The organism is Pseudomonas sp. BF-R-26 (assembly GCF_019947395.1).
GTDB lineage: Bacteria > Pseudomonadota > Gammaproteobacteria > Pseudomonadales > Pseudomonadaceae > Aquipseudomonas > Aquipseudomonas farris.
Genome location: NZ_JAGYGK010000003.1, coordinates 63,955 through 81,146 on the forward strand (window position 1 = coordinate 63,955; position 17,192 = coordinate 81,146).

Below are 17,192 nucleotides of genomic sequence, written 5' to 3' on the forward strand. Positions count from 1 at the left end.
GGCCGGCAGATTAATGCCTCAGGATTTCGACGACAAATCCGCCATCCCCTTAAGCAACTCGATCGGCAGCGGGAAGACGATGGTCGAACTCTTGTCCCCGGCAATCGAACTCAGCGTCTGCATGTAACGTAATTGCATGGCTCCCGGCTGACGCCCGAGCATTTCAGCAGCCTGCATGAGTTTTTCCGAGGCCTGCAATTCGCCTTCAGCGTGGATCACCTTGGCCCGACGTTCCCGTTCGGCCTCGGCCTGTTTGGCGATGGCGCGAATCATCGATTCGTTGAGGTCCACGTGCTTGATCTCGACGTTGGCCACCTTGATCCCCCAGGCATCGGTCTGCGCATCGAGCACTTGCTGGATGTCGACGTTCAGGCGTTCCCGTTCGGCCAGCAATTCATCGAGCTCATGTTTACCGAGCACCGCCCGCAACGTGGTCTGCGCCAGTTGGCTGGTGGCCATGAGAAAGTCTTCGACCTGAATGATCGCCTTTTGCGGATCGAGCACGCGGAAATACAGCACCGCATTGACCTTGACCGAGACGTTGTCGCGGGTGATCACGTCTTGTGGCGGCACGTCGAGCACCACGGTACGCAGGTCGACGCGAACCATTTGCTGAACCACCGGAATCAGCAGGATCAGGCCGGGGCCTTTGACCTGCCAGAAGCGTCCGAGTTGGAACACCACGCCGCGCTCATATTCGCGCAGGATGCGGAAGGTCGACCCCGCCAGTGCAATCAGCAATAACAGCAGCGCGGCAAAACCCAGTTGCAGGCCCATAACTATTCTCCGCCATCATTGTTCATTGCGGGCGCCGCGTCAGCCGCGGCCACTTCCAGCAGTAGACCCTTGCGTGCCACCACCCGGACCTGTTGACCCGGTTGAAGCGGTGTTTCGCTCAATACCTGCCATTGTTCGCCTTGCAGATGCACCCAGCCGATATACGCATCGCCAGCCTGCAATGACGTTACCGGCGTCACGCTGCCGAGTAATGCGTCATCGCCGCTGACGTTGCGGCGCGGTCGGGTTTTCAAGGCGTGGATCAGCAGGAAAGTCAGCAGCAAGGCACTGATCAACCCCAGGCCGATCATCAAGGGAACAGGGACCTCGGTATTGGTCAGAATCACCGCGCCGATCACGAACATCACAATGCCGCCCAGACCGACCACGCCGTAATTGGGCAAGGCCGCTTCGGCAATCAGAAACGCTATGCCGAACGTGATCAGCCAGATCCCGATAGGGTTGGGAACCAGCAGGACGACGGTGTCCGCTGCGAAAACCGATCCGCTCAAGGCCAACAGCAGCGCAATTGCACAGCAACGAGTGTTCACTTGACCCTCCGGGAGAGTCATCCGTCCGCGAGCCGTTCATGACTCTGTATACAAGTTTAGTTGAGCCTGCACTTGTATGAATTTTGATCAGTTGTCGACAGCGTCCGACGGGCGGATTTCCCGCCGGATCCCACCAGCGGGCCTAGACTTTTAAGGGAGACCAAAAGCTAACCACCGTCCGCGATTCGTTGCTGCGGACACCGAGGTGCATCATGCGTATGGCAAAAACCGTGCAGAACAGCCTGGAAAAGGCTCACTGCGAATATGACATCGTTTCCCACCCGCACTCGGCCAGCAGCCTTGAAACGGCTCGGCTCGCGGGCATTCCCGCCGAACGGGTCGCCAAATCGGTGATTCTCGACGATCGCCACGGGCATTACTTAATGGCCGTGCTACCCGCCAGCCGTCATCTGGACCTGAGCAAAGTACGTGGTAGCAGCGAATGGCAAATCACCCGTGAAAGCAACCTGCCGCACCTGTTTGACGATTGCGAACGCGGTGCCGTGCCTGCACTGGGTGAATCCTACGGGATGGACATGGTCATCGACCCACAGCTGACCCGGCAGAAAGACATCTACCTCGAAGCCGGCAACCACAACAATCTGGTACACATGAGCGTGCCGGAATTTCTGAAAATGGTGCCGCATGCCGAGGTGTGCGAGTTGAGTCAGTCGGCGTAGCGTCGACATAACTGCCATCATCGCGGGCAAGCCTCGCTCCTACAGGAATTGCGAAAACCCTGTGGGAGCGAGGCTTGCCCGCGAATAGCCGCGCCACGGTCACCCATCCAACACGCAATCACGAAGGAGCCAGACATGGAATCCCCTACCCACAGCCTCCCATCTCTCTTCAAACAACTCGGCCTGCCTGATGACGCCGAAAGTATCGATAAATTCATCGCTACCCATTCACCGCTCAAACCCGAACTGCACCTGGCGGACGCGTTCTTCTGGAACGAGAGCCAGGCAGAGCTGCTGCGTGAGGAGATTCTGGATGATGCAGATTGGGCGGAGGTGGTGGATCAGCTGGATGTGCTGCTGAGGAAGGGGCGGGGTGTGTAAACGAAAAACCTCGTCACAGGTTTCTTCTGGGTCTTATTAACTTGGTTCAAGTAGCTTCCATGGCGACAAATCCAAGATGAGATTGACCCATGCAATATGTTTTGGCCGAAAGAATCATCAGCATCTCCGAGTTTGCGAAAAACGTCGGTGCTGTCTTGCGGGATACACAAGCCGGGCCAGTCGCGGTAGTGGATAACAATCGAATCAGGGCGTATCTGGTTTCGGCGGATCTCTACGAAGCGATGCTGGACCGCCTGGATGATGTCGACCTTGCAACTCTCATACGCGCTCGCAATCAGGAGACTGGCGAACCAATCAGTCTTGAGGACCTGTGAAAACTCATTGCCAGCATGAGAATTGTTTCAAAACTTGACCAACTTTCCCCTCCAATGCCATATTGATAGTTAGCAAACTAACAGTGTGTGCATCCCCTCGTGCCAAAGAACCTCGACGCTCTCCAGATGAACATCAGCAGCTCCATGGTGGTGGCCGCCAGGCATTGGCGGAAGATCTGTCAGAACACGCTGGTCAACTATGGAATCTCCGAAGCCTGTGCCGTGCCGTTGTTGATGATCGGGCGTTTGGGCGAGGGTGTGCGGCAGGTGACGGTCGCGCAGGCGGCGGGGATGGAGAGTCCTTCTCTGGTGCGTTTGCTGGATCAGCTGTGTCATGCCGGTTACGTTTGCCGTACCGAAGACACCCAAGACCGCCGCGCCAAATGCCTGAGCCTGACCGAGACCGGTCGCGAACTGGTGCAGGCAGTCGAAGTCGAGTTGGTGCGTTTGCGCCATGAAGTGCTCGAAGGGATCGCCCCGAGTGATCTGGAAGCGGCGCTGCGGGTACTGAAAGCTTTCGAAGCGGCCAATCATCCAGCGGTAGCTCAACCTTGAGCGGATTTTTCACCGGCGTGCCCCCGGCGCGGGACTGGTTCTACGGTGTGCGCACATTCGCGGCATCGATGATCGCGCTGTACATCGCCATGCTCATGCAAATGCCCCGTCCGTATTGGGCGATGGCCACGGTGTACATCGTTTCCAGCCCGTTCGTCGGTCCTACCAGCTCCAAGGCCTTGTACCGCGCCGTTGGCACTTTGCTCGGTGCGGCGGCGGCGGTTTTTTTCGTGCCAATGTTTGTGCAGAGCCCTTATGTGCTGGTGGTGGTCATCGCGCTGTGGACCGGGATTTTGCTATTCCTGTCCTTGCACCTGCGCACTGCCAACAGCTACGCCTTGATGCTCGCCGGTTACACCTTGCCGCTGATCGCCCTGCCGGTGGTGGATAACCCGCTGGCGGTGTGGGACGTGGCCGAGGCGCGCACCGAAGAGATCTTTCTCGGCATCGCCTGCGCGGCAGTGGTCGGCGCCATGTTCTGGCCGCGGCGGCTGGCGCCGGTGTTCAACGATTCGGTGAACAAATGGTTCGTCGATGCCTCGACCTACAGTCTGCGCTTCCTCAGTCGCAACGTGCAGCCGGACGAAGTCAGCGCCCTGCGTTCATCGATGGTGGCGAACTTCAACAGCCTGGAGTTGATGATCGGTCAGTTGCCCCACGAGGGCGCGCGGCCGCAGACAGTGCGTAATACCAAGGAACTGCGCGGGCGAATGATCCATCTGCTGCCGGTGATCGATGCCCTCGACGACGCACTCTATGCCCTCGAGCGGCGCACGCCGGAGCTTGTGGATAAGTTCGCGCCACTGCTGACCGCGACCGCCGAATGGCTCGACCATAAAGACGCTGACCTCAACCTCTGGCAGGCCCTGAAAAACCAGCTCGAAGCGCTGCAACCGAGTGCCGAGGCGCTGGATGACCGCAAGCAGTTGTTGTTCTCCAATGCCCTGTATCGCCTCGGCGAATGGATCGATGTGTGGCAAGACTGCCGCAGCCTGCAATACGCCATTCAGTGCGAGAGCCAGGACAGTTGGCGCGCGGTGTATCGGCACTGGCGCCTCGGTCGGCTGTCGCCGTTTCTCGACCGTGGCTTGATGCTCTATTCGGCCGCGTCCACGGTCACCGCCATCATCGTCGCCTCGGTGCTGTGGATTCTGCTCGGCTGGACCGACGGCGGTAGTGCGGTGATTCTGGCGGCGGTGGCGTGCAGTTTTTTCGCTTCGATGGACGACCCGGCGCCGCAGATCTACCGGTTCTTTTTCTGGACCGCGATGTCGGTGCTGTTCGCCAGCCTCTATCTGTTTCTGATCCTGCCGAACCTGCATGACTTCCCGATGCTGGTGCTGGCATTCGCCATCCCGTTCATCTGCGTTGGCACCCTGACGGTGCAGCCGCGTTTCTACCTGGGCATGCTGCTGACCATCGTCAACACGTCATCTTTCATCAGCATTCAGGGCGCCTACGACGCGGACTTCCTCAGCTTCGCCAACTCCAACCTGGCTGGTCCCATGGGTTTGCTGTTCGCGTTCATCTGGACCCTGATCGCCCGGCCATTCGGCGCGGAATTGGCGGCCAAGCGCCTGACCCGTTTCAGCTGGCGCGACATCGTCAGCCTCACCGAGCCGGCTTCGTTGGCCGAACACCGGCAATTGGGCGTGCAGGTCCTCGATCGCCTGATGCAGCACTTGCCGCGGCTGGCCATGACCGGCCAGGACACCGGGATCGCGCTGCGGGAAGTACGCGTGGCGTTGAATCTGCTCGACCTGCTGGCCTATACGCCGCGTGTGGTGGGCGTGCCGCAGGTGCTGCTGCAGCAAGTGGTGGCCGAAGTCGGTGAGTACTTCAAGGCCTGTCTCAAGGCCGACGAACGTCTGCCAGCGCCGAGCCCGTTGCTGATGACTCTCGACCGCACCCGTCGCGCCCTCGATACCGAGTGCGACGACGGCGCCCGTCTGCATTTGCTGCACGCCCTGAGCGGCTTGCGCCTGGCCTTGCTGCCGGGTGTGGAGTTCGTCGGCACAGGCGAGCTCGAAGAACCGCTTCCCCATGGCATCGATGGAGCGCCTTTATGATCGGTGATCTGGATATCAGCGGGGTGTTCCTGCCCACGCTGCTGGTGCTGATGGGCATTACCTACGTGTTGTACCTGTTGGTGCACGGGTTGCTGACGCGCCTGCACTTTTACCGTCTGGTCTGGCACCGGGCATTGTTCAACGTGGGTCTCTACGCCTTGCTCCTCGGCGCCGTGGATTCACTCAGTCGATACCTGATGACATGAAAAAACCTTTTTTGACCCTCGGCCGCGTGGTCTTGACGCTGTTGATCGTGACCTTCGCCGTTGTCGTGGTCTGGCGCATGGTCATGTATTACATGTTCGCGCCCTGGACCCGGGACGGGCACATCCGCGCCGACATCGTGCAGATCGCCCCGGACGTGTCGGGACTGATCCAGCAGGTGGAGGTGCGCGACAACCAATGGGTGAAACGCGGCCAGGTGCTGTTCAGTATCGATCAGGACCGTTTCAAACTGGCGTTGCGCCAGGCAAAAGCGGCCGTCGCCGACTGCCAGGAAACCCTGGCCCAGGCTCAGCGCGAGGCCAAGCGTAACCGTGGCCTCGGCAACCTGGTCCCGGCCGAACAACTGGAAGAAAGCCAGTCCCGTGTCGCCCGCGCCGAAGTGGCGTTAATGGAGGCGCAGGTGGCGGTGGACAGCGCTCAGCTCAACCTTGACCGCTCGCTGATCCGCAGCCCGGTGGATGGCTACGTTAACGACCGGGCGCCGCGTTCCCAGGAGTTCGTCACCGCCGGGCGGCCGGTATTGTCGGTGGTGGACAGCAACTCGTTCCACATCGATGGATATTTCGAAGAAACCAAATTGGACGGCATTCATGTCGGCCAGAGCGTCGATATTCGGGTCGTCGGCGACCGCGCTCGGCTGCGCGGGCATGTGGAAAGCATCGTCGCCGGTATCGAAGACCGCGACCGCAGCAGCGGCAGCAACCTGTTGCCCAACGTCAATCCGGCGTTCAGCTGGGTGCGGCTGGCGCAGCGGATTCCGGTACGAATCGCTTTCGACGAGGTGCCAGCGGACTTCCGCATGATTGCCGGCCGCACGGCCACGGTGTCGATCATCGACGATCAAGCCGGGGAGCCGGCGCAATGAGCAGGGCCTCTGGATTGGCGGTGGCCGGGTTAGGGCTGCTGCTGTCGGCCTGTCAGGTGGTCGGGCCTGATTATCACTTGCCGGACGAGGCCGCCGTGCACCGTGACGACTTTCAGGGCGATCTGGCGGTGAACGGCAAAAATGTCGTTTCGGCACCGGTGCCCAGCGATTGGTGGCGGTTGTATCAGGATCCGCGTCTGGACCAATTGGTGCAGCAGGCCATGGCCTCCAACACTGATTTGCGGGTGGCGGCGGCGAATCTTTCGCGGGCTCGCGCTCAGGTCGACGAAGCGCAGGCGGCGGGCGGTTGGAGCGGTGGCGTGAAAGTCGGTGCCCAGCGTTTGCAAGAGTCTGGCGAGGCGTTCTTGCTGGCGGATAAAGTGCCGGTGGCCAACGTCGGTGATATCGGCATCACCACGTCCTATCAGTTCGACCTGTTTGGTACATTGCAGCGCGGCATCGAAGCGGCCAAAGCCAATGCCGATGCGACTCAGGCGGCAGCGGACACCGCGCGCATCACGCTGGTGGCCGATGTGGTGCGGGCTTACACCCAAGTCTGCGCGGCCAACGAAGAGCGGGAGATCGCTCAGCATTCCCTCGACCTGCAAGCCCAGAGCACCACGCTGACCCAGCGCTTGCGCGATGCCGGGCGCGGCGATGAAACCCAGGTCACCCGTTCACAAACCCAATTCAAATCCTTGCGCGCCGAATTGCCGCGTTATGAAGCGGCACGTCAGGCCGGACTGTTCCGCTTGTCGATGCTGCTGGCCAAACCGGTCGAGCAATTGCCTGCAGGTACCAGCGACTGCGCTGAGCTGCCGAAAATTGCGCAATTGTTGCCGGTGGGTGACGGCGCCACGCTGCTAAAGCGTCGACCCGACGTGCGGCAGGCCGAGCGCAGATTGGCGGCCGCGACGGCCGGTATCGGTATTGCAACCGGCGAGTTGTACCCGGACATCAGCATCGGCGCGACCGTTGGTACGGTCGGGATTCTGGAAAACCTCGGCAAACCGGCGACCAATCGCTGGGGCTTCGGCCCGTTGCTGAGCTGGACCGTGCCGTCCAACGGCTCCCGCGCGCGAATCCGTGAGGCCGAGGCCGCGACCCAAGGCGCGCTGGCGCATTTCGATGGCGTGGTGCTCAACGCCATCCGCGAAACTCAGACCGGCCTGGCGCAATATTCCGCGCAGCTTCAGCGCCGCGATGCGTTGGCAGATGCCGAGCAATCGGCGCAACTGGCGGCCGACCAGACCCACCGCTTCTTTCAGGCCGGCCGCGCGTCGTTTTTGGCTGACCTGCAAGCCACCCGCACCTACACCGACGTACGGGCGCAACTGGCCTCGGCCAGCACCCAAGTCGCGATGAGCCAGATCGATTTGTTCCTTGCTTTGGGTGGCGGCTGGGAAAGCGGACGAACGCAAGGGTCACAACCCGGCAAACCCTGAGGCCGTTGCTATGCTTTGATTTGATGGGGGCGCGCGGCGAACCCGTCGATCAAGGCTTGCGTTGGTCATGGGGATCTAATAATGAAAAACCCTTACGCTCCCGGCTTCTGGTGCGCCATTGCAGCATTGGTTTTGCTGTCGGCCACCTATTTCTACGGCGTCATGCTGGCCCACCAGCTCGACACGGCGCTGATATTCCTCGACAGCGCAGTGGCGTTGATCGCCGTGATGGCTATCGTGGTGGTCGCCTGGGCTTCATTACAGGGCCAGCGCATCAAGAAACGACAACTCGAACAAGGCAAAACCCTGGTGCTGATCTGGGACACCAAGGTGGCTTTGCGTCGCGTCGAAACGGTGTTCGACCGGTATTTCTGGGGCAGTTACTGGCAACCGGGGCGCACCTTCCAGGAAGTCATGGGCGAACTCACCGGCACGCCGCTGGAAAAAAGCCTCGAAACCTTGAAGAAACAATGCCTGGCGCTGGACAAGCAAGTGGCCGACGAGGGGTGGCACTGGCTCAACAATGCGCGAGAGCTGTCTGATGTCGCCAACGCCATGGCCCGCGAACGCTATCAGCTGGATTTCTGCGACCCGCGCGCGGAAGTGACCGGCGGGGCGGTGATCAATCGGGATTTTGAAGTGCTGGTGTATACGTGGACAGCGCGGCTCAAGAGTTTTGATCATCAATTGGATGAGATTGAGGTTCAGTATTCCTGAATTGAGGTTGGCTGGACTGACGCCATCGCGGGCAAGCCCGCTCCCACAGGTTCAGCGCAATCCTTGTGGGAGCGGGCTTGCCCGCGATGGCAATCTTACAGCCGCTGAAACTATCGCCCCTTCTGCGCGATCCATAGACACTCTTTCACCTTTAATCATTGAGCCGCTTTGCGGCGCAAATGCTAATCTCCATCCCACTTTTAGCGCAGTCGTGACCGCAACCTGTCATGGGTTCAGGGAAGACGACCACACTTTCAACAACGGACACTGAACGGGTACTTCATGAATAAATCAGCAGGCGTGCTTCTAGGAATTGTCGTGGCCATCGGTGCAATCAGCGCTGGCGGTGCGTGGTACACCGGCTCCAAACTCGATGGGGTGCTGAACACCTCGATCGCCGACGCCAACAAAGAGCTGCAAGCCGCGCTGGCTGGTTCCAACGGTACGGCATCGCTGGAGCTGGTGTCGCTGGACCGCCATGTGTTCAGCAGCACCGCGCACTACCGCCTCAAGGGCGAGGGCGAGATGTTTGGTGAAGCGCCGGTCGAGTTGCTGTTCGTCGACCGCATCGAACACGGCCCGCTGCCGTTTTCGCGTCTGGTATCGCTGAAGTGGTTGCCGGTCCTGGCCACCAGTCACTACGAGTTGGAAAAGACTCCGCTGACCGAGAAGTGGTTTGCGGCCGCCAAGGACAATTCCCCGGTCAAAGGCGTGGTCAACATCGGCTACGACAACTCCACGAAGGGCACCCTCGAATTCCTGCCGCTGGAAACAGCACTGGATGACAAATCCAATCTGACCTTCTCCGGTATGAAACTCGACGTAGCCGCCAGTGCCCAGGCGCAAAAGGTCAAGGCTGACGGTTACATGGACAGCCTGAAGCTGACCACCGTGGCCGAAGATCAGACCCCGGTGCAGGTCGAGCTCAACGGCTTGACCGTGGCCAGTAACCTGAACAAAAGCACGTACGGCTATTACACCGGCGAAAACACCATCGAGCTGACCAACAGCAAGACCACCTTCGGCGCCAAACAGTCGATACTCGGCGTCAAGAACTTTGAAATGAAGAACAAGACTGAGGAATCGGGCACCAACGCTTCAGGGCGTGCCGATTACAAGGTTGGTGAAGTGTCCTTGAACGGCAAAGTTATCGGCTCTGCGCAGATGGCCATGAGTCTGAAAAACCTCGACATCCCGTCAACGATGTCGCTGATGCAGATCTACCAGACCAAACTGCAACCGTACGAGAAGGCCGCCGCTGAAGCCGCTGCCGCTGGTCTACCGGCGCCGGAACTGAACCTGACGCCGGCCGAAGAGGCACAGGTCAAGACCGGCCTGGAGAAACTGCTGGCCGCCGGCCCGCAGGTGGCTCTGGAAAACCTGTCGTTCAATACCAGCAACGGCGAAAGCCGCGCCAACCTGGTGCTGGACCTGACCAAACCGCAGTCCATGGACCTGCCGCCAGACCAGTTGGTCAAGCAATTGATCGCGCTGCTGGACTTCAACCTATTGGTGTCCAAGCCAATGCTGGTTGACGTGCTCACCGTGCAGTCGCAAATCGACGGCCAGACCGACGCCAAGCTCATCGCCGATCAGGCGAGCGCAACCGCCGACATGTTCAGCAGCATGGCGGTCGGCACGCAATTGGCGAAACTGGACGGCAACAACGTCGTCACCAAGCTGCACTACGCCAACAATCAGGTGGACTTCAACGGCCAGAAAATGACCCTCGAAGAATTTGTCGGCTTCGTGATGAGCAAACTCGGCGGCACGGGCGACGTCAGCATCCAGTAAAACCGAAGGCTTCAGCGCAACGCCCGGCCTCTGCAACACGCAGACGCCGGGCGTTTTGCTGTCTGGGGTTTCGAAACGGGGAGAGGGGGAGGAGGTTCCAATGCCAGTCAATCAAGCGCAATCCATGTGGGAGCGGGCTTGCCCGCGATAGCGATCTATCAGCCAACATCTTTATCGACTGACGCGCCCTCATCGCGGGCAAGCCCGCTCCCACAGGGGCTGCGCTTGGCTGACTGGCACCAGAGAACCGGAGCGTCACGAATCTGAAGAATTCTTGTGTTCTGAATAGTCGACTACGCTTGCATGCAAGACTGCATCGATAAAGCTTGGCTGGGTCTTTCGACCCGGCTTTCCGCTACGAATGGGCAAGGGACATTGCGACCCGGCTGGCCATGTAAGGATGCTGACGAATGCCGTGTATTGCTGGTCCCTTTATTCATCGTGGTTTGCGCCCCTTGTTTAGCGTTGCGCTGTGCGGCCAGTTGTTGTGGCCGATGCTGGCGCTCGCCGACACCCCCTACGACCAAATGGTTCACGATGCACGGGCCGGCAACTACACGCCTGCGCTGACTGTATTGCGCCAGGTGCCAGTCAACCAGGCCACCACCGGCCAGATCAGCGATCACTTGCAGATCGCCAGCTGGGCGGGTCTGGATGCCGAAGTGGTCCAGGTCTATGAAACCCAGGGGCACAATCGTGCGCTGCCGGTTCAGGCCCTGACCGCCACCGCGCGATCCTATCGCAACCTCAAGCGCTGGGACTCGGCGACCCGGGTGTACAACAAGGCCCTGGCCCTTGAACCGCAAAATGCCGACCTGCAGCTGGGGCTGGCGATGACCCAGGCCGATGCCGGTAAACCTGACGAGGCGGTTGCCCGCGCCAGGGCGCTGGTGGCGGCGAAACCGGATGATCCTTCCCGCCGCTTGGCCCTGGCCTACGCCTTGACCCGCGCCGGCGCCACCTACGACGCATTGTTTGAATACGACCAGGCCTTCATCCGCGCTGGCAGCAAGCCCGACGTCGCTCGGGAATACGTGATTGCCCTGCAACGCGCCCGTTTGCCGGAACCGGCCTTGCGCCTGGCGCGTCAGCGGCCGGGATTGCTGGACCCGGTTACACTGCGACGCCTCGAAGGTGACCTGGCCGCAGAACGCGTGCGGTTGGCCGAGCTGGCCACTCGCAGCGAAAAAGAACGTTATCTGATCGCTGATCGGGCTCTGGCCGATTACGACCAATTGCTGACGACATGGACGCCGGATCCTCAGGCCCACGATGACGTCATCCGCTGGCGAATCGATCGCATGGGCGCCCTCAAGGCCCGTGCACGCACCGCCGATGTGATCGCCGAATACCAGAAGCTGCTCGCCGAAGGTGTGAAGATTCCGACCTACGCCCTGCGTTGGGTGGCGTCGTCCTATCTGGACCAGCGTCAGCCAGAAATCGCCACCGATTTGTATCGTCAGGTGCTGGTGGCGCCGGATGCCGATGTCGGCGACCGCCTGGAAGACAGCACCGCGCTCTATTACGCCCTGCTCGAAAGCGATAAGGCCGATGAAGCGCGTAAGGTCGCTGAAGACCTGGCCAAGACTCAGAAGCCGCGCGTCGAGCTCAAGGGTTTGCCGGTGGGCAACCCCAACGATGAATGGATGGACGCGCAGCAACTCGCCGCCCAGGCCGGCACCTACGGCGCTGATCTGCCGTCGGGCGAGCAGCGTTTGCAGACGCTGGTGGATCAGGCCCCGGGCAACCTCGGCCTGCGTCTGGCCCAGGCCGATCTGTACCTGGCCCGGGACTGGCCACGGCGCGCCGAGAATCAGCTCAAGGAAACCGAGAGCATGGCGCCGCGGGACATCGGCCTGGAAGTTGCGCAAGGCCACACCGCCATGGATCTACAGGAATGGCGGCAGATGGATGCGCTGACCGACGATGTGGTCGCGCGTTTTCCGGACAACCGTCAGGTCCAGCGTTTGCAGCGTCAGCGTGCAGTCCATGACATGGCCGAGCTGCGGGTAGAGGCCTATGGCGGCAAGAGTTATGGCGGGGGCAACGGCGACGCCGGGGCGGTCAACGGCAGTCGCGATTTCGGCATCGAAACCACGCTGTACAGCCCGCCCATCGATGAAGACTGGCGTGTGTTCGTCGGTGCCGGTTACGCCACCGGCGACTTCCAGGAAGGCACCGGCCACCATCGCTTTCAGCGCGTCGGGCTAGAACGCCGGACTCGCGATATGACCCTGGAGGCGGAAGTCTCCAATCATTCCTATGGCTTCGGTGACAAACAGGGCGCGCGCCTGGCGATTGCCCGAGACATCGATGATCACTGGCAGTACGGCGGCAGCCTCGAATACCTGTCGGCGCAAACGCCGTTGCGGGCCTTGAACAGCGACATCACCGCCAATGGCGGCAGCGGTTTCATCCGTTGGCGCGCCAATGAGAGCCGCGAGTGGAGGCTGGCGGTCAGCCCCTCGCACTTCAGTGACGGCAACAACCGTGTCGAAGCGTTGCTCACCGGACGCGAGGGTGTTTACCGCGCACCGGGGTTGCAAGTCGACCTCGGCCTGGAGGTCGGCACCAGCCATAACTCCAAGTCCGACGACGTGCCGTACTTCAACCCAAAATCCGACTTCAGCGTGCTGCCGACGGTGAACGTCAACCATGTGCTCTATCACCGCTACGAAACCTCCTGGAGCCAGCAGTTCCAGGCCGGTGCGGGCACCTATAGCCAGCGTGATCACGGGACCGGCGGCGTCGGCCTGCTGGGTTACGGCCAGCGCTACAGCTGGAACGACGTATTCGAGGTGGGTGGCCTGCTGAGCGTGATCAACCGGCCTTATGACGGTGACCGCGAAACCGATCTGCGCCTGCTCGTCGACCTCACTTACCGCTTCTAGAAGAGTTTGAAGATGCCTTTTATTTCGCGTTTCATCCTTCTGCTGGGAGCGCTGTTGATCAGCGCCTGCGCCCAGCAAGCCCCGGCCTTCGCACCGCCGTCCGAACGCCCGGTGTCGGCCAATGAAAAGCCGTGGCCGAAAAACCACGTACTCGGGATCTCTTACCACGATGTCGAAGACCGTGATCCCGATCAGGCGGTAGTGGCCGTGCGCACCGAACGCCTGCTCGAGCAACTGGCGTGGCTGCGGGAGAACAACTACCAACCGGTCACCGTCGACCAGGTCATGGCCGCTCGCAACGGCGGCCCTGAACTGCCGCCACGGGCGATCATGCTGAGTTTCGACGACGGTTATTCGAGCTTCTACACCCGCGTGTTGCCAGTACTGCGCGCCTATAACTGGCATGCCTTGCTGGCACCGGTCGGGGTATGGATCGATACGCCGCTGAACCAGCCGGTGGATTTTGCCGGTACACCGCGTAAGCGTTCGGACTTCCTGACCTGGGAGCAGATCCGCGAGATTTCCCGATCCGGCCTGGTGGAAATCGCCGCCCACACCGACGCCAGCCACAAAGGCGTGTTGGCCAACCCGCAAGGCAACCTGCAACCGGCGGCCGCGACCCGGCGCTATGACGCTGTTAACGGACGCTATGAAACCGAAGCCCAATTCCAGGCCCGGATGCGCGCCGACGTGGCGGCCATCTCGGAGAAAATCCGCAAGGTCACCGGTTACAAACCACGTGTCTGGGTCTGGCCATACGGCGCGGCGGACGGCACCTCGCTGCAAGTGGTCAACGAACAGGGTTATCAGATGGCCCTGACCCTGGAAGACGGCCTCGATGCCCTCGACGACCTGATGAGCAGCCCGCGCTTTTTGGTGGCCTCGGACCCGGATGGCGAACACTTCGCCAACAGCATCGTCTCGGTGCAGGCTGAATCGCCGATGCGCGTGGTGCATGTGGACCTGGACAACGTCTACGACGCGGACCCGGCCCAACAGGAAATCAACCTCGGCAAACTGATCCAGCGCATGGCCGACATGGGCGCCAACACCGTATTCCTGCAAGCCTTCGCCGACCCTGCCGGCGATGGCCTGGTGCATTCGCTGTACTTCCCCAACCGTCACCTGCCGGTGCGCGCCGACCTCTTCGACCGCGTGGCCTGGCAGTTGCGTACTCGGGCTAACGTCAAGGTCTTCGCGTGGATGCCGGTGCTGAGTTTTGCCCTGGACTCGAAGTTGCCACGGGTCACTCGCTGGGACCCGAAAACCGCTACCACGTCGATTGATCCGGATCAGTACAAGCGCTTGTCGCCATTCGATCCGAACGTGCGGCGCATCATCGGTGAAATCTACGAAGACGTGGCACGCCTGACCTCGGTCGACGGCATCCTCTATCACGATGACGCGGTGCTGTCGGACTTCGAAGACGCCGGGCCTGATGCCTTGAAGGTCTATGCCGCCAACGGTCTACCCGGTTCGATTGCCGCCCTGCGTGCGGATCCAGCCATGCTGCAACGCTGGACGCGGTTCAAGAGCCGCTACCTGATCGATTTCACTCACGAACTGACTGCCAAGGTCCGCGCCATTCGTGGCCCGCAAGTGAAAACGGCGCGCAATATTTTCGCCGAGCCAATGCTCAACCCCGAGAGCGAAGCCTGGTTCGCGCAGAACCTCGATGACTTCCTGAGCGCCTACGACTGGACGGCGCCAATGGCCATGCCACTCATGGAAAAACAGAGCCTCCAGCAATCCGGCCCTTGGCTCGAAACGCTGGTGGCGACGGTGAAATCGCGCCCCGGCGCACTCGACCGCACGGTGTTCGAATTGCAGGCCCGTGACTGGACGAAAAACGCCGACGCCGACATCGACGGCGAACAGTTGGCTGACTGGATGGGCCGCCTCAAGCGTCAGGGCGCCACCAGTTTCGGCTACTACCCGGACAACTTCCTCGAGAACCAGCCGGACCTGAAAACCGTGCGGCCCGCGCTCTCCAACAAGTGGAATCCATAACATGCTGGACAGACTTTTAGCCCTGCTGGTTCTGGCGATCGTCCTTGGGGTTCCCCTCGGGCTGATCTTTCTGCTCACCGGGCAATTCCTGATGGACTTCGTGTTCTTCTATCCACTGTTCATGTCGGGACTGTGGATCGCCGGCGGCCTGTATTTCTGGCTGCATTGGGAGCGGCACTGGCCGTGGCAGGACGACACTTTGCCGCCACCGCTGGCCGGCGAACCGCTGATCTCGATCCTGATCCCTTGCTACAACGAAGGCGACAACGCGGCCGATACCATCCACGCGGCGCTGGCCCAGCATTACCCGAACATCGAAGTGATCGCGATCAACGACGGCTCCAAGGACAATACCGCCGCGGTGCTCGATGCACTGGCGTTGCAGGATCCGCGTTTGCGGGTGCTGCATCTGGCGGAAAACCAGGGCAAAGCCGTGGCCCTGCGCATGGGCGCCATCGCGGCGCGCAGCGAGTATCTGGTGTGCATCGACGGTGACGCGCTGCTGGCGCCGAACACCGCGGCGTATCTGGTGGCGCCGATGCTCGACAATGCGCGACTGGGCGCGGTGACCGGCAACCCGCGAATCCGCACCCGTTCGACCTTGATCGGCCGCGTGCAGGTCGGCGAGTTCTCGTCGATCATCGGCCTGATCAAGCGCACCCAACGGGTGTTCGGGCGGATCTTTACCGTCTCCGGGGTGATTGTCGCCTTCCGTCGCACGGCCCTGAACCGGGTCGGCTACTGGAGCCCGGACATGATCACTGAAGACATCGACATCAGTTGGAAGCTGCAACTGGATCACTGGAGCATTTTCTACGAGCCCCGCGCGTTGTGCTGGATCCTCATGCCGGAAACCCTCGGTGGCCTGTGGAAGCAGCGTCTGCGCTGGGCCCAGGGCGGCGCCGAGGTGCTGTTCAAGAACATCCGTGGCATCTGGCAATACCGCCATCGTTACCTCTGGCCGCTGCTGTTCGAATACTGCCTGTCCACCGGTTGGGCGTTCACCTTTCTGCTGTCGGTGATTTTCTGGGGCGGCGGCAAATTTGTCGAAATGCCGCCAGCCATTGCCGTCGATCACCTGATGCCGCCGGCGTTTACCGGTCTGCTATTGGCGGTGGTCTGCCTGGTGCAGTTCGCGGTCAGCATCCTGATCGACCGCCGTTATGAAAAGGGCCTGGGCAAGACCATGTTCTGGGTGGTCTGGTATCCGCTGGTGTTCTGGCTTATCAGCTTGTTCACCACCCTGGTCAGTTTTCCCAAAGTGCTGTTCGGCCAACATCAGAAGCGCGCGCGCTGGGTCAGCCCGGACCGGGGCATCAAGCCGCTGAATGACGATGAAGAGGAGGTCATCAAATGAAAATCATCAGAACCCGGCAGCGGCCCTTTCTGGTCTTGATCGATGTTTTTCTCACCGTGCTCGCCTGGGTCGGTCTGCTGTATTTGCTGGCGCGGGGTTTGTGGCCGTTGATCGATACCCATGAGGGCCCGCGCATCGATGCGTCTTTTTTCGACGCCCTCGGCACGTTGCAGATTTACCTGTGGGTAGCGTTGTTGAATGCGGTGATCCTGATCACGTGGGCGCGTTATCAACAGCGTAAAAGCAAGAGCTTCGCCCAGCGCCGTTTGCCGGCGCCGGTGGTGGATGATCAGGGGCTCAGCAAAAGCTTCAAGCTGACCGGCGACCGGCTGGCGAAACTGCGCACCTCGGGCTCGATGACCATTCATAACGATCAGGATGGCGATGTCAGTCATGTCGTTACGCACTTCTTCCCGGTCGACCCGGCTGACCTACCGCCGCCTTTGGCGCCGCTGGAGCATCCGCTGGTTATCCGCCTGTCAGCCGAAGATGACGATAACCGAGAGCCGCTGAGCCACGTCTGAGCCTGGTACGTTCCTG

Annotated in this window: 16 protein-coding genes; 14 read left to right on the plus strand and 2 right to left on the minus strand. The window is 60.9% G+C overall.

Going from position 1 to position 17,192, the window contains the following annotated elements:
- Window positions 1-18: 18 nt before the first annotated feature.
- Both KGB18_RS04470 and KGB18_RS04475 read right to left on the minus strand, forming a co-directional pair.
- Window positions 19-777: a slipin family protein gene (locus tag KGB18_RS04470; RefSeq protein ID WP_123719046.1), complete on the minus strand. Its 759-nt coding sequence runs from the start codon at window positions 775-777 to the stop codon at window positions 19-21.
- Between the two features lie 2 nt (window positions 778-779).
- The gene (locus KGB18_RS04475; RefSeq protein WP_123719047.1) at window positions 780-1,328 is read right to left on the minus strand and encodes an NfeD family protein; all 549 of its coding nucleotides are present in this window, start codon (window positions 1,326-1,328) and stop codon (window positions 780-782) included.
- Between the two features lie 212 nt (window positions 1,329-1,540).
- On the opposite strand from KGB18_RS04475, the gene KGB18_RS04480 reads away from it, so the two are divergent.
- The 14 genes from KGB18_RS04480 (at window position 1,541) to pgaD (ending at window position 17,176) form a co-directional block, all read left to right on the plus strand.
- The gene (locus KGB18_RS04480; RefSeq protein WP_123719048.1) at window positions 1,541-2,008 is read left to right on the plus strand and encodes an aminoacyl-tRNA deacylase; all 468 of its coding nucleotides are present in this window, start codon (window positions 1,541-1,543) and stop codon (window positions 2,006-2,008) included.
- Window positions 2,009-2,143: 135 nt separating this feature from the next.
- A complete protein-coding gene (locus tag KGB18_RS04485; RefSeq protein WP_030128603.1) occupies window positions 2,144-2,389 on the plus strand; it encodes a DUF2789 domain-containing protein in 246 nt (81 codons plus the stop codon).
- An 89-nt stretch (window positions 2,390-2,478) separates the two neighbouring features.
- Window positions 2,479-2,724 carry a type II toxin-antitoxin system Phd/YefM family antitoxin gene (locus KGB18_RS04490; RefSeq protein ID WP_201061645.1) on the plus strand — a complete coding sequence of 82 codons (246 nt, stop codon included), beginning with the start codon at window positions 2,479-2,481 and terminating at the stop codon, window positions 2,722-2,724.
- Window positions 2,725-2,850: 126 nt separating this feature from the next.
- On the plus strand, window positions 2,851-3,279 hold the full coding sequence (locus KGB18_RS04495; protein WP_223569454.1) for a MarR family winged helix-turn-helix transcriptional regulator: 429 nt from the start codon (window positions 2,851-2,853) through the stop codon (window positions 3,277-3,279).
- On the plus strand, window positions 3,276-5,348 hold the full coding sequence (locus KGB18_RS04500; protein ID WP_223569455.1) for an FUSC family protein: 2,073 nt from the start codon (window positions 3,276-3,278) through the stop codon (window positions 5,346-5,348). The genes KGB18_RS04495 and KGB18_RS04500 overlap by 4 nt, the downstream gene beginning before the upstream one ends.
- Window positions 5,345-5,554 (plus strand): DUF1656 domain-containing protein, encoded by a 210-nt coding sequence (locus KGB18_RS04505; RefSeq protein ID WP_030128598.1) that lies wholly within the window; start codon window positions 5,345-5,347, stop codon window positions 5,552-5,554. Before KGB18_RS04500 ends, KGB18_RS04505 begins: the two co-directional genes overlap by 4 nt.
- On the plus strand, window positions 5,551-6,438 hold the full coding sequence (locus tag KGB18_RS04510) for an HlyD family secretion protein (protein WP_223569456.1): 888 nt from the start codon (window positions 5,551-5,553) through the stop codon (window positions 6,436-6,438). The genes KGB18_RS04505 and KGB18_RS04510 overlap by 4 nt, the downstream gene beginning before the upstream one ends.
- The gene (locus KGB18_RS04515; protein ID WP_223569457.1) at window positions 6,435-7,883 is read left to right on the plus strand and encodes an efflux transporter outer membrane subunit; all 1,449 of its coding nucleotides are present in this window, start codon (window positions 6,435-6,437) and stop codon (window positions 7,881-7,883) included. Before KGB18_RS04510 ends, KGB18_RS04515 begins: the two co-directional genes overlap by 4 nt.
- 81 nt (window positions 7,884-7,964) lie before the next feature.
- Window positions 7,965-8,600, plus strand: a complete 636-nt coding sequence (locus tag KGB18_RS04520; protein ID WP_123357223.1) for an NADH:ubiquinone oxidoreductase subunit N — start codon at window positions 7,965-7,967, stop codon at window positions 8,598-8,600.
- Window positions 8,601-8,882: 282 nt separating this feature from the next.
- On the plus strand, window positions 8,883-10,394 hold the full coding sequence (locus KGB18_RS04525; protein ID WP_223569458.1) for a YdgA family protein: 1,512 nt from the start codon (window positions 8,883-8,885) through the stop codon (window positions 10,392-10,394).
- A gap of 410 nt (window positions 10,395-10,804) precedes the next feature.
- A complete protein-coding gene (gene pgaA, locus KGB18_RS04530; protein WP_223569459.1) occupies window positions 10,805-13,285 on the plus strand; it encodes a poly-beta-1,6 N-acetyl-D-glucosamine export porin PgaA in 2,481 nt (826 codons plus the stop codon).
- Between the two features lie 12 nt (window positions 13,286-13,297).
- Complete coding sequence (pgaB, locus tag KGB18_RS04535; protein ID WP_201061636.1) at window positions 13,298-15,295, plus strand: poly-beta-1,6-N-acetyl-D-glucosamine N-deacetylase PgaB; 1,998 nt, start codon at window positions 13,298-13,300, stop codon at window positions 15,293-15,295.
- A gap of 1 nt (window position 15,296) precedes the next feature.
- Window positions 15,297-16,652 (plus strand): poly-beta-1,6-N-acetyl-D-glucosamine synthase, encoded by a 1,356-nt coding sequence (pgaC, locus tag KGB18_RS04540; protein WP_223569460.1) that lies wholly within the window; start codon window positions 15,297-15,299, stop codon window positions 16,650-16,652.
- Window positions 16,649-17,176: a poly-beta-1,6-N-acetyl-D-glucosamine biosynthesis protein PgaD gene (pgaD, locus tag KGB18_RS04545; protein WP_223569461.1), complete on the plus strand. Its 528-nt coding sequence runs from the start codon at window positions 16,649-16,651 to the stop codon at window positions 17,174-17,176. The genes pgaC and pgaD overlap by 4 nt, the downstream gene beginning before the upstream one ends.
- The last annotated feature ends 16 nt before the right edge of the window (window positions 17,177-17,192 follow it).

Coding starts and splice junctions, on each gene's coding strand:
- KGB18_RS04470 (WP_123719046.1), bottom strand. CDS start 777: ATGGGCCTGCAACTGGGTTTTGCCGCGCTGCTGTTATTGCTGATTGCA.
- KGB18_RS04480 (WP_123719048.1), top strand. CDS start 1,541: ATGCGTATGGCAAAAACCGTGCAGAACAGCCTGGAAAAGGCTCACTGC.
- KGB18_RS04485 (WP_030128603.1), top strand. CDS start 2,144: ATGGAATCCCCTACCCACAGCCTCCCATCTCTCTTCAAACAACTCGGC.
- KGB18_RS04490 (WP_201061645.1), top strand. CDS start 2,479: ATGCAATATGTTTTGGCCGAAAGAATCATCAGCATCTCCGAGTTTGCG.
- KGB18_RS04495 (WP_223569454.1), top strand. CDS start 2,851: ATGAACATCAGCAGCTCCATGGTGGTGGCCGCCAGGCATTGGCGGAAG.
- KGB18_RS04505 (WP_030128598.1), top strand. CDS start 5,345: ATGATCGGTGATCTGGATATCAGCGGGGTGTTCCTGCCCACGCTGCTG.
- KGB18_RS04510 (WP_223569456.1), top strand. CDS start 5,551: ATGAAAAAACCTTTTTTGACCCTCGGCCGCGTGGTCTTGACGCTGTTG.
- KGB18_RS04515 (WP_223569457.1), top strand. CDS start 6,435: ATGAGCAGGGCCTCTGGATTGGCGGTGGCCGGGTTAGGGCTGCTGCTG.
- KGB18_RS04520 (WP_123357223.1), top strand. CDS start 7,965: ATGAAAAACCCTTACGCTCCCGGCTTCTGGTGCGCCATTGCAGCATTG.
- KGB18_RS04525 (WP_223569458.1), top strand. CDS start 8,883: ATGAATAAATCAGCAGGCGTGCTTCTAGGAATTGTCGTGGCCATCGGT.
- pgaA (WP_223569459.1), top strand. CDS start 10,805: ATGCCGTGTATTGCTGGTCCCTTTATTCATCGTGGTTTGCGCCCCTTG.
- pgaB (WP_201061636.1), top strand. CDS start 13,298: ATGCCTTTTATTTCGCGTTTCATCCTTCTGCTGGGAGCGCTGTTGATC.
- pgaC (WP_223569460.1), top strand. CDS start 15,297: ATGCTGGACAGACTTTTAGCCCTGCTGGTTCTGGCGATCGTCCTTGGG.
- pgaD (WP_223569461.1), top strand. CDS start 16,649: ATGAAAATCATCAGAACCCGGCAGCGGCCCTTTCTGGTCTTGATCGAT.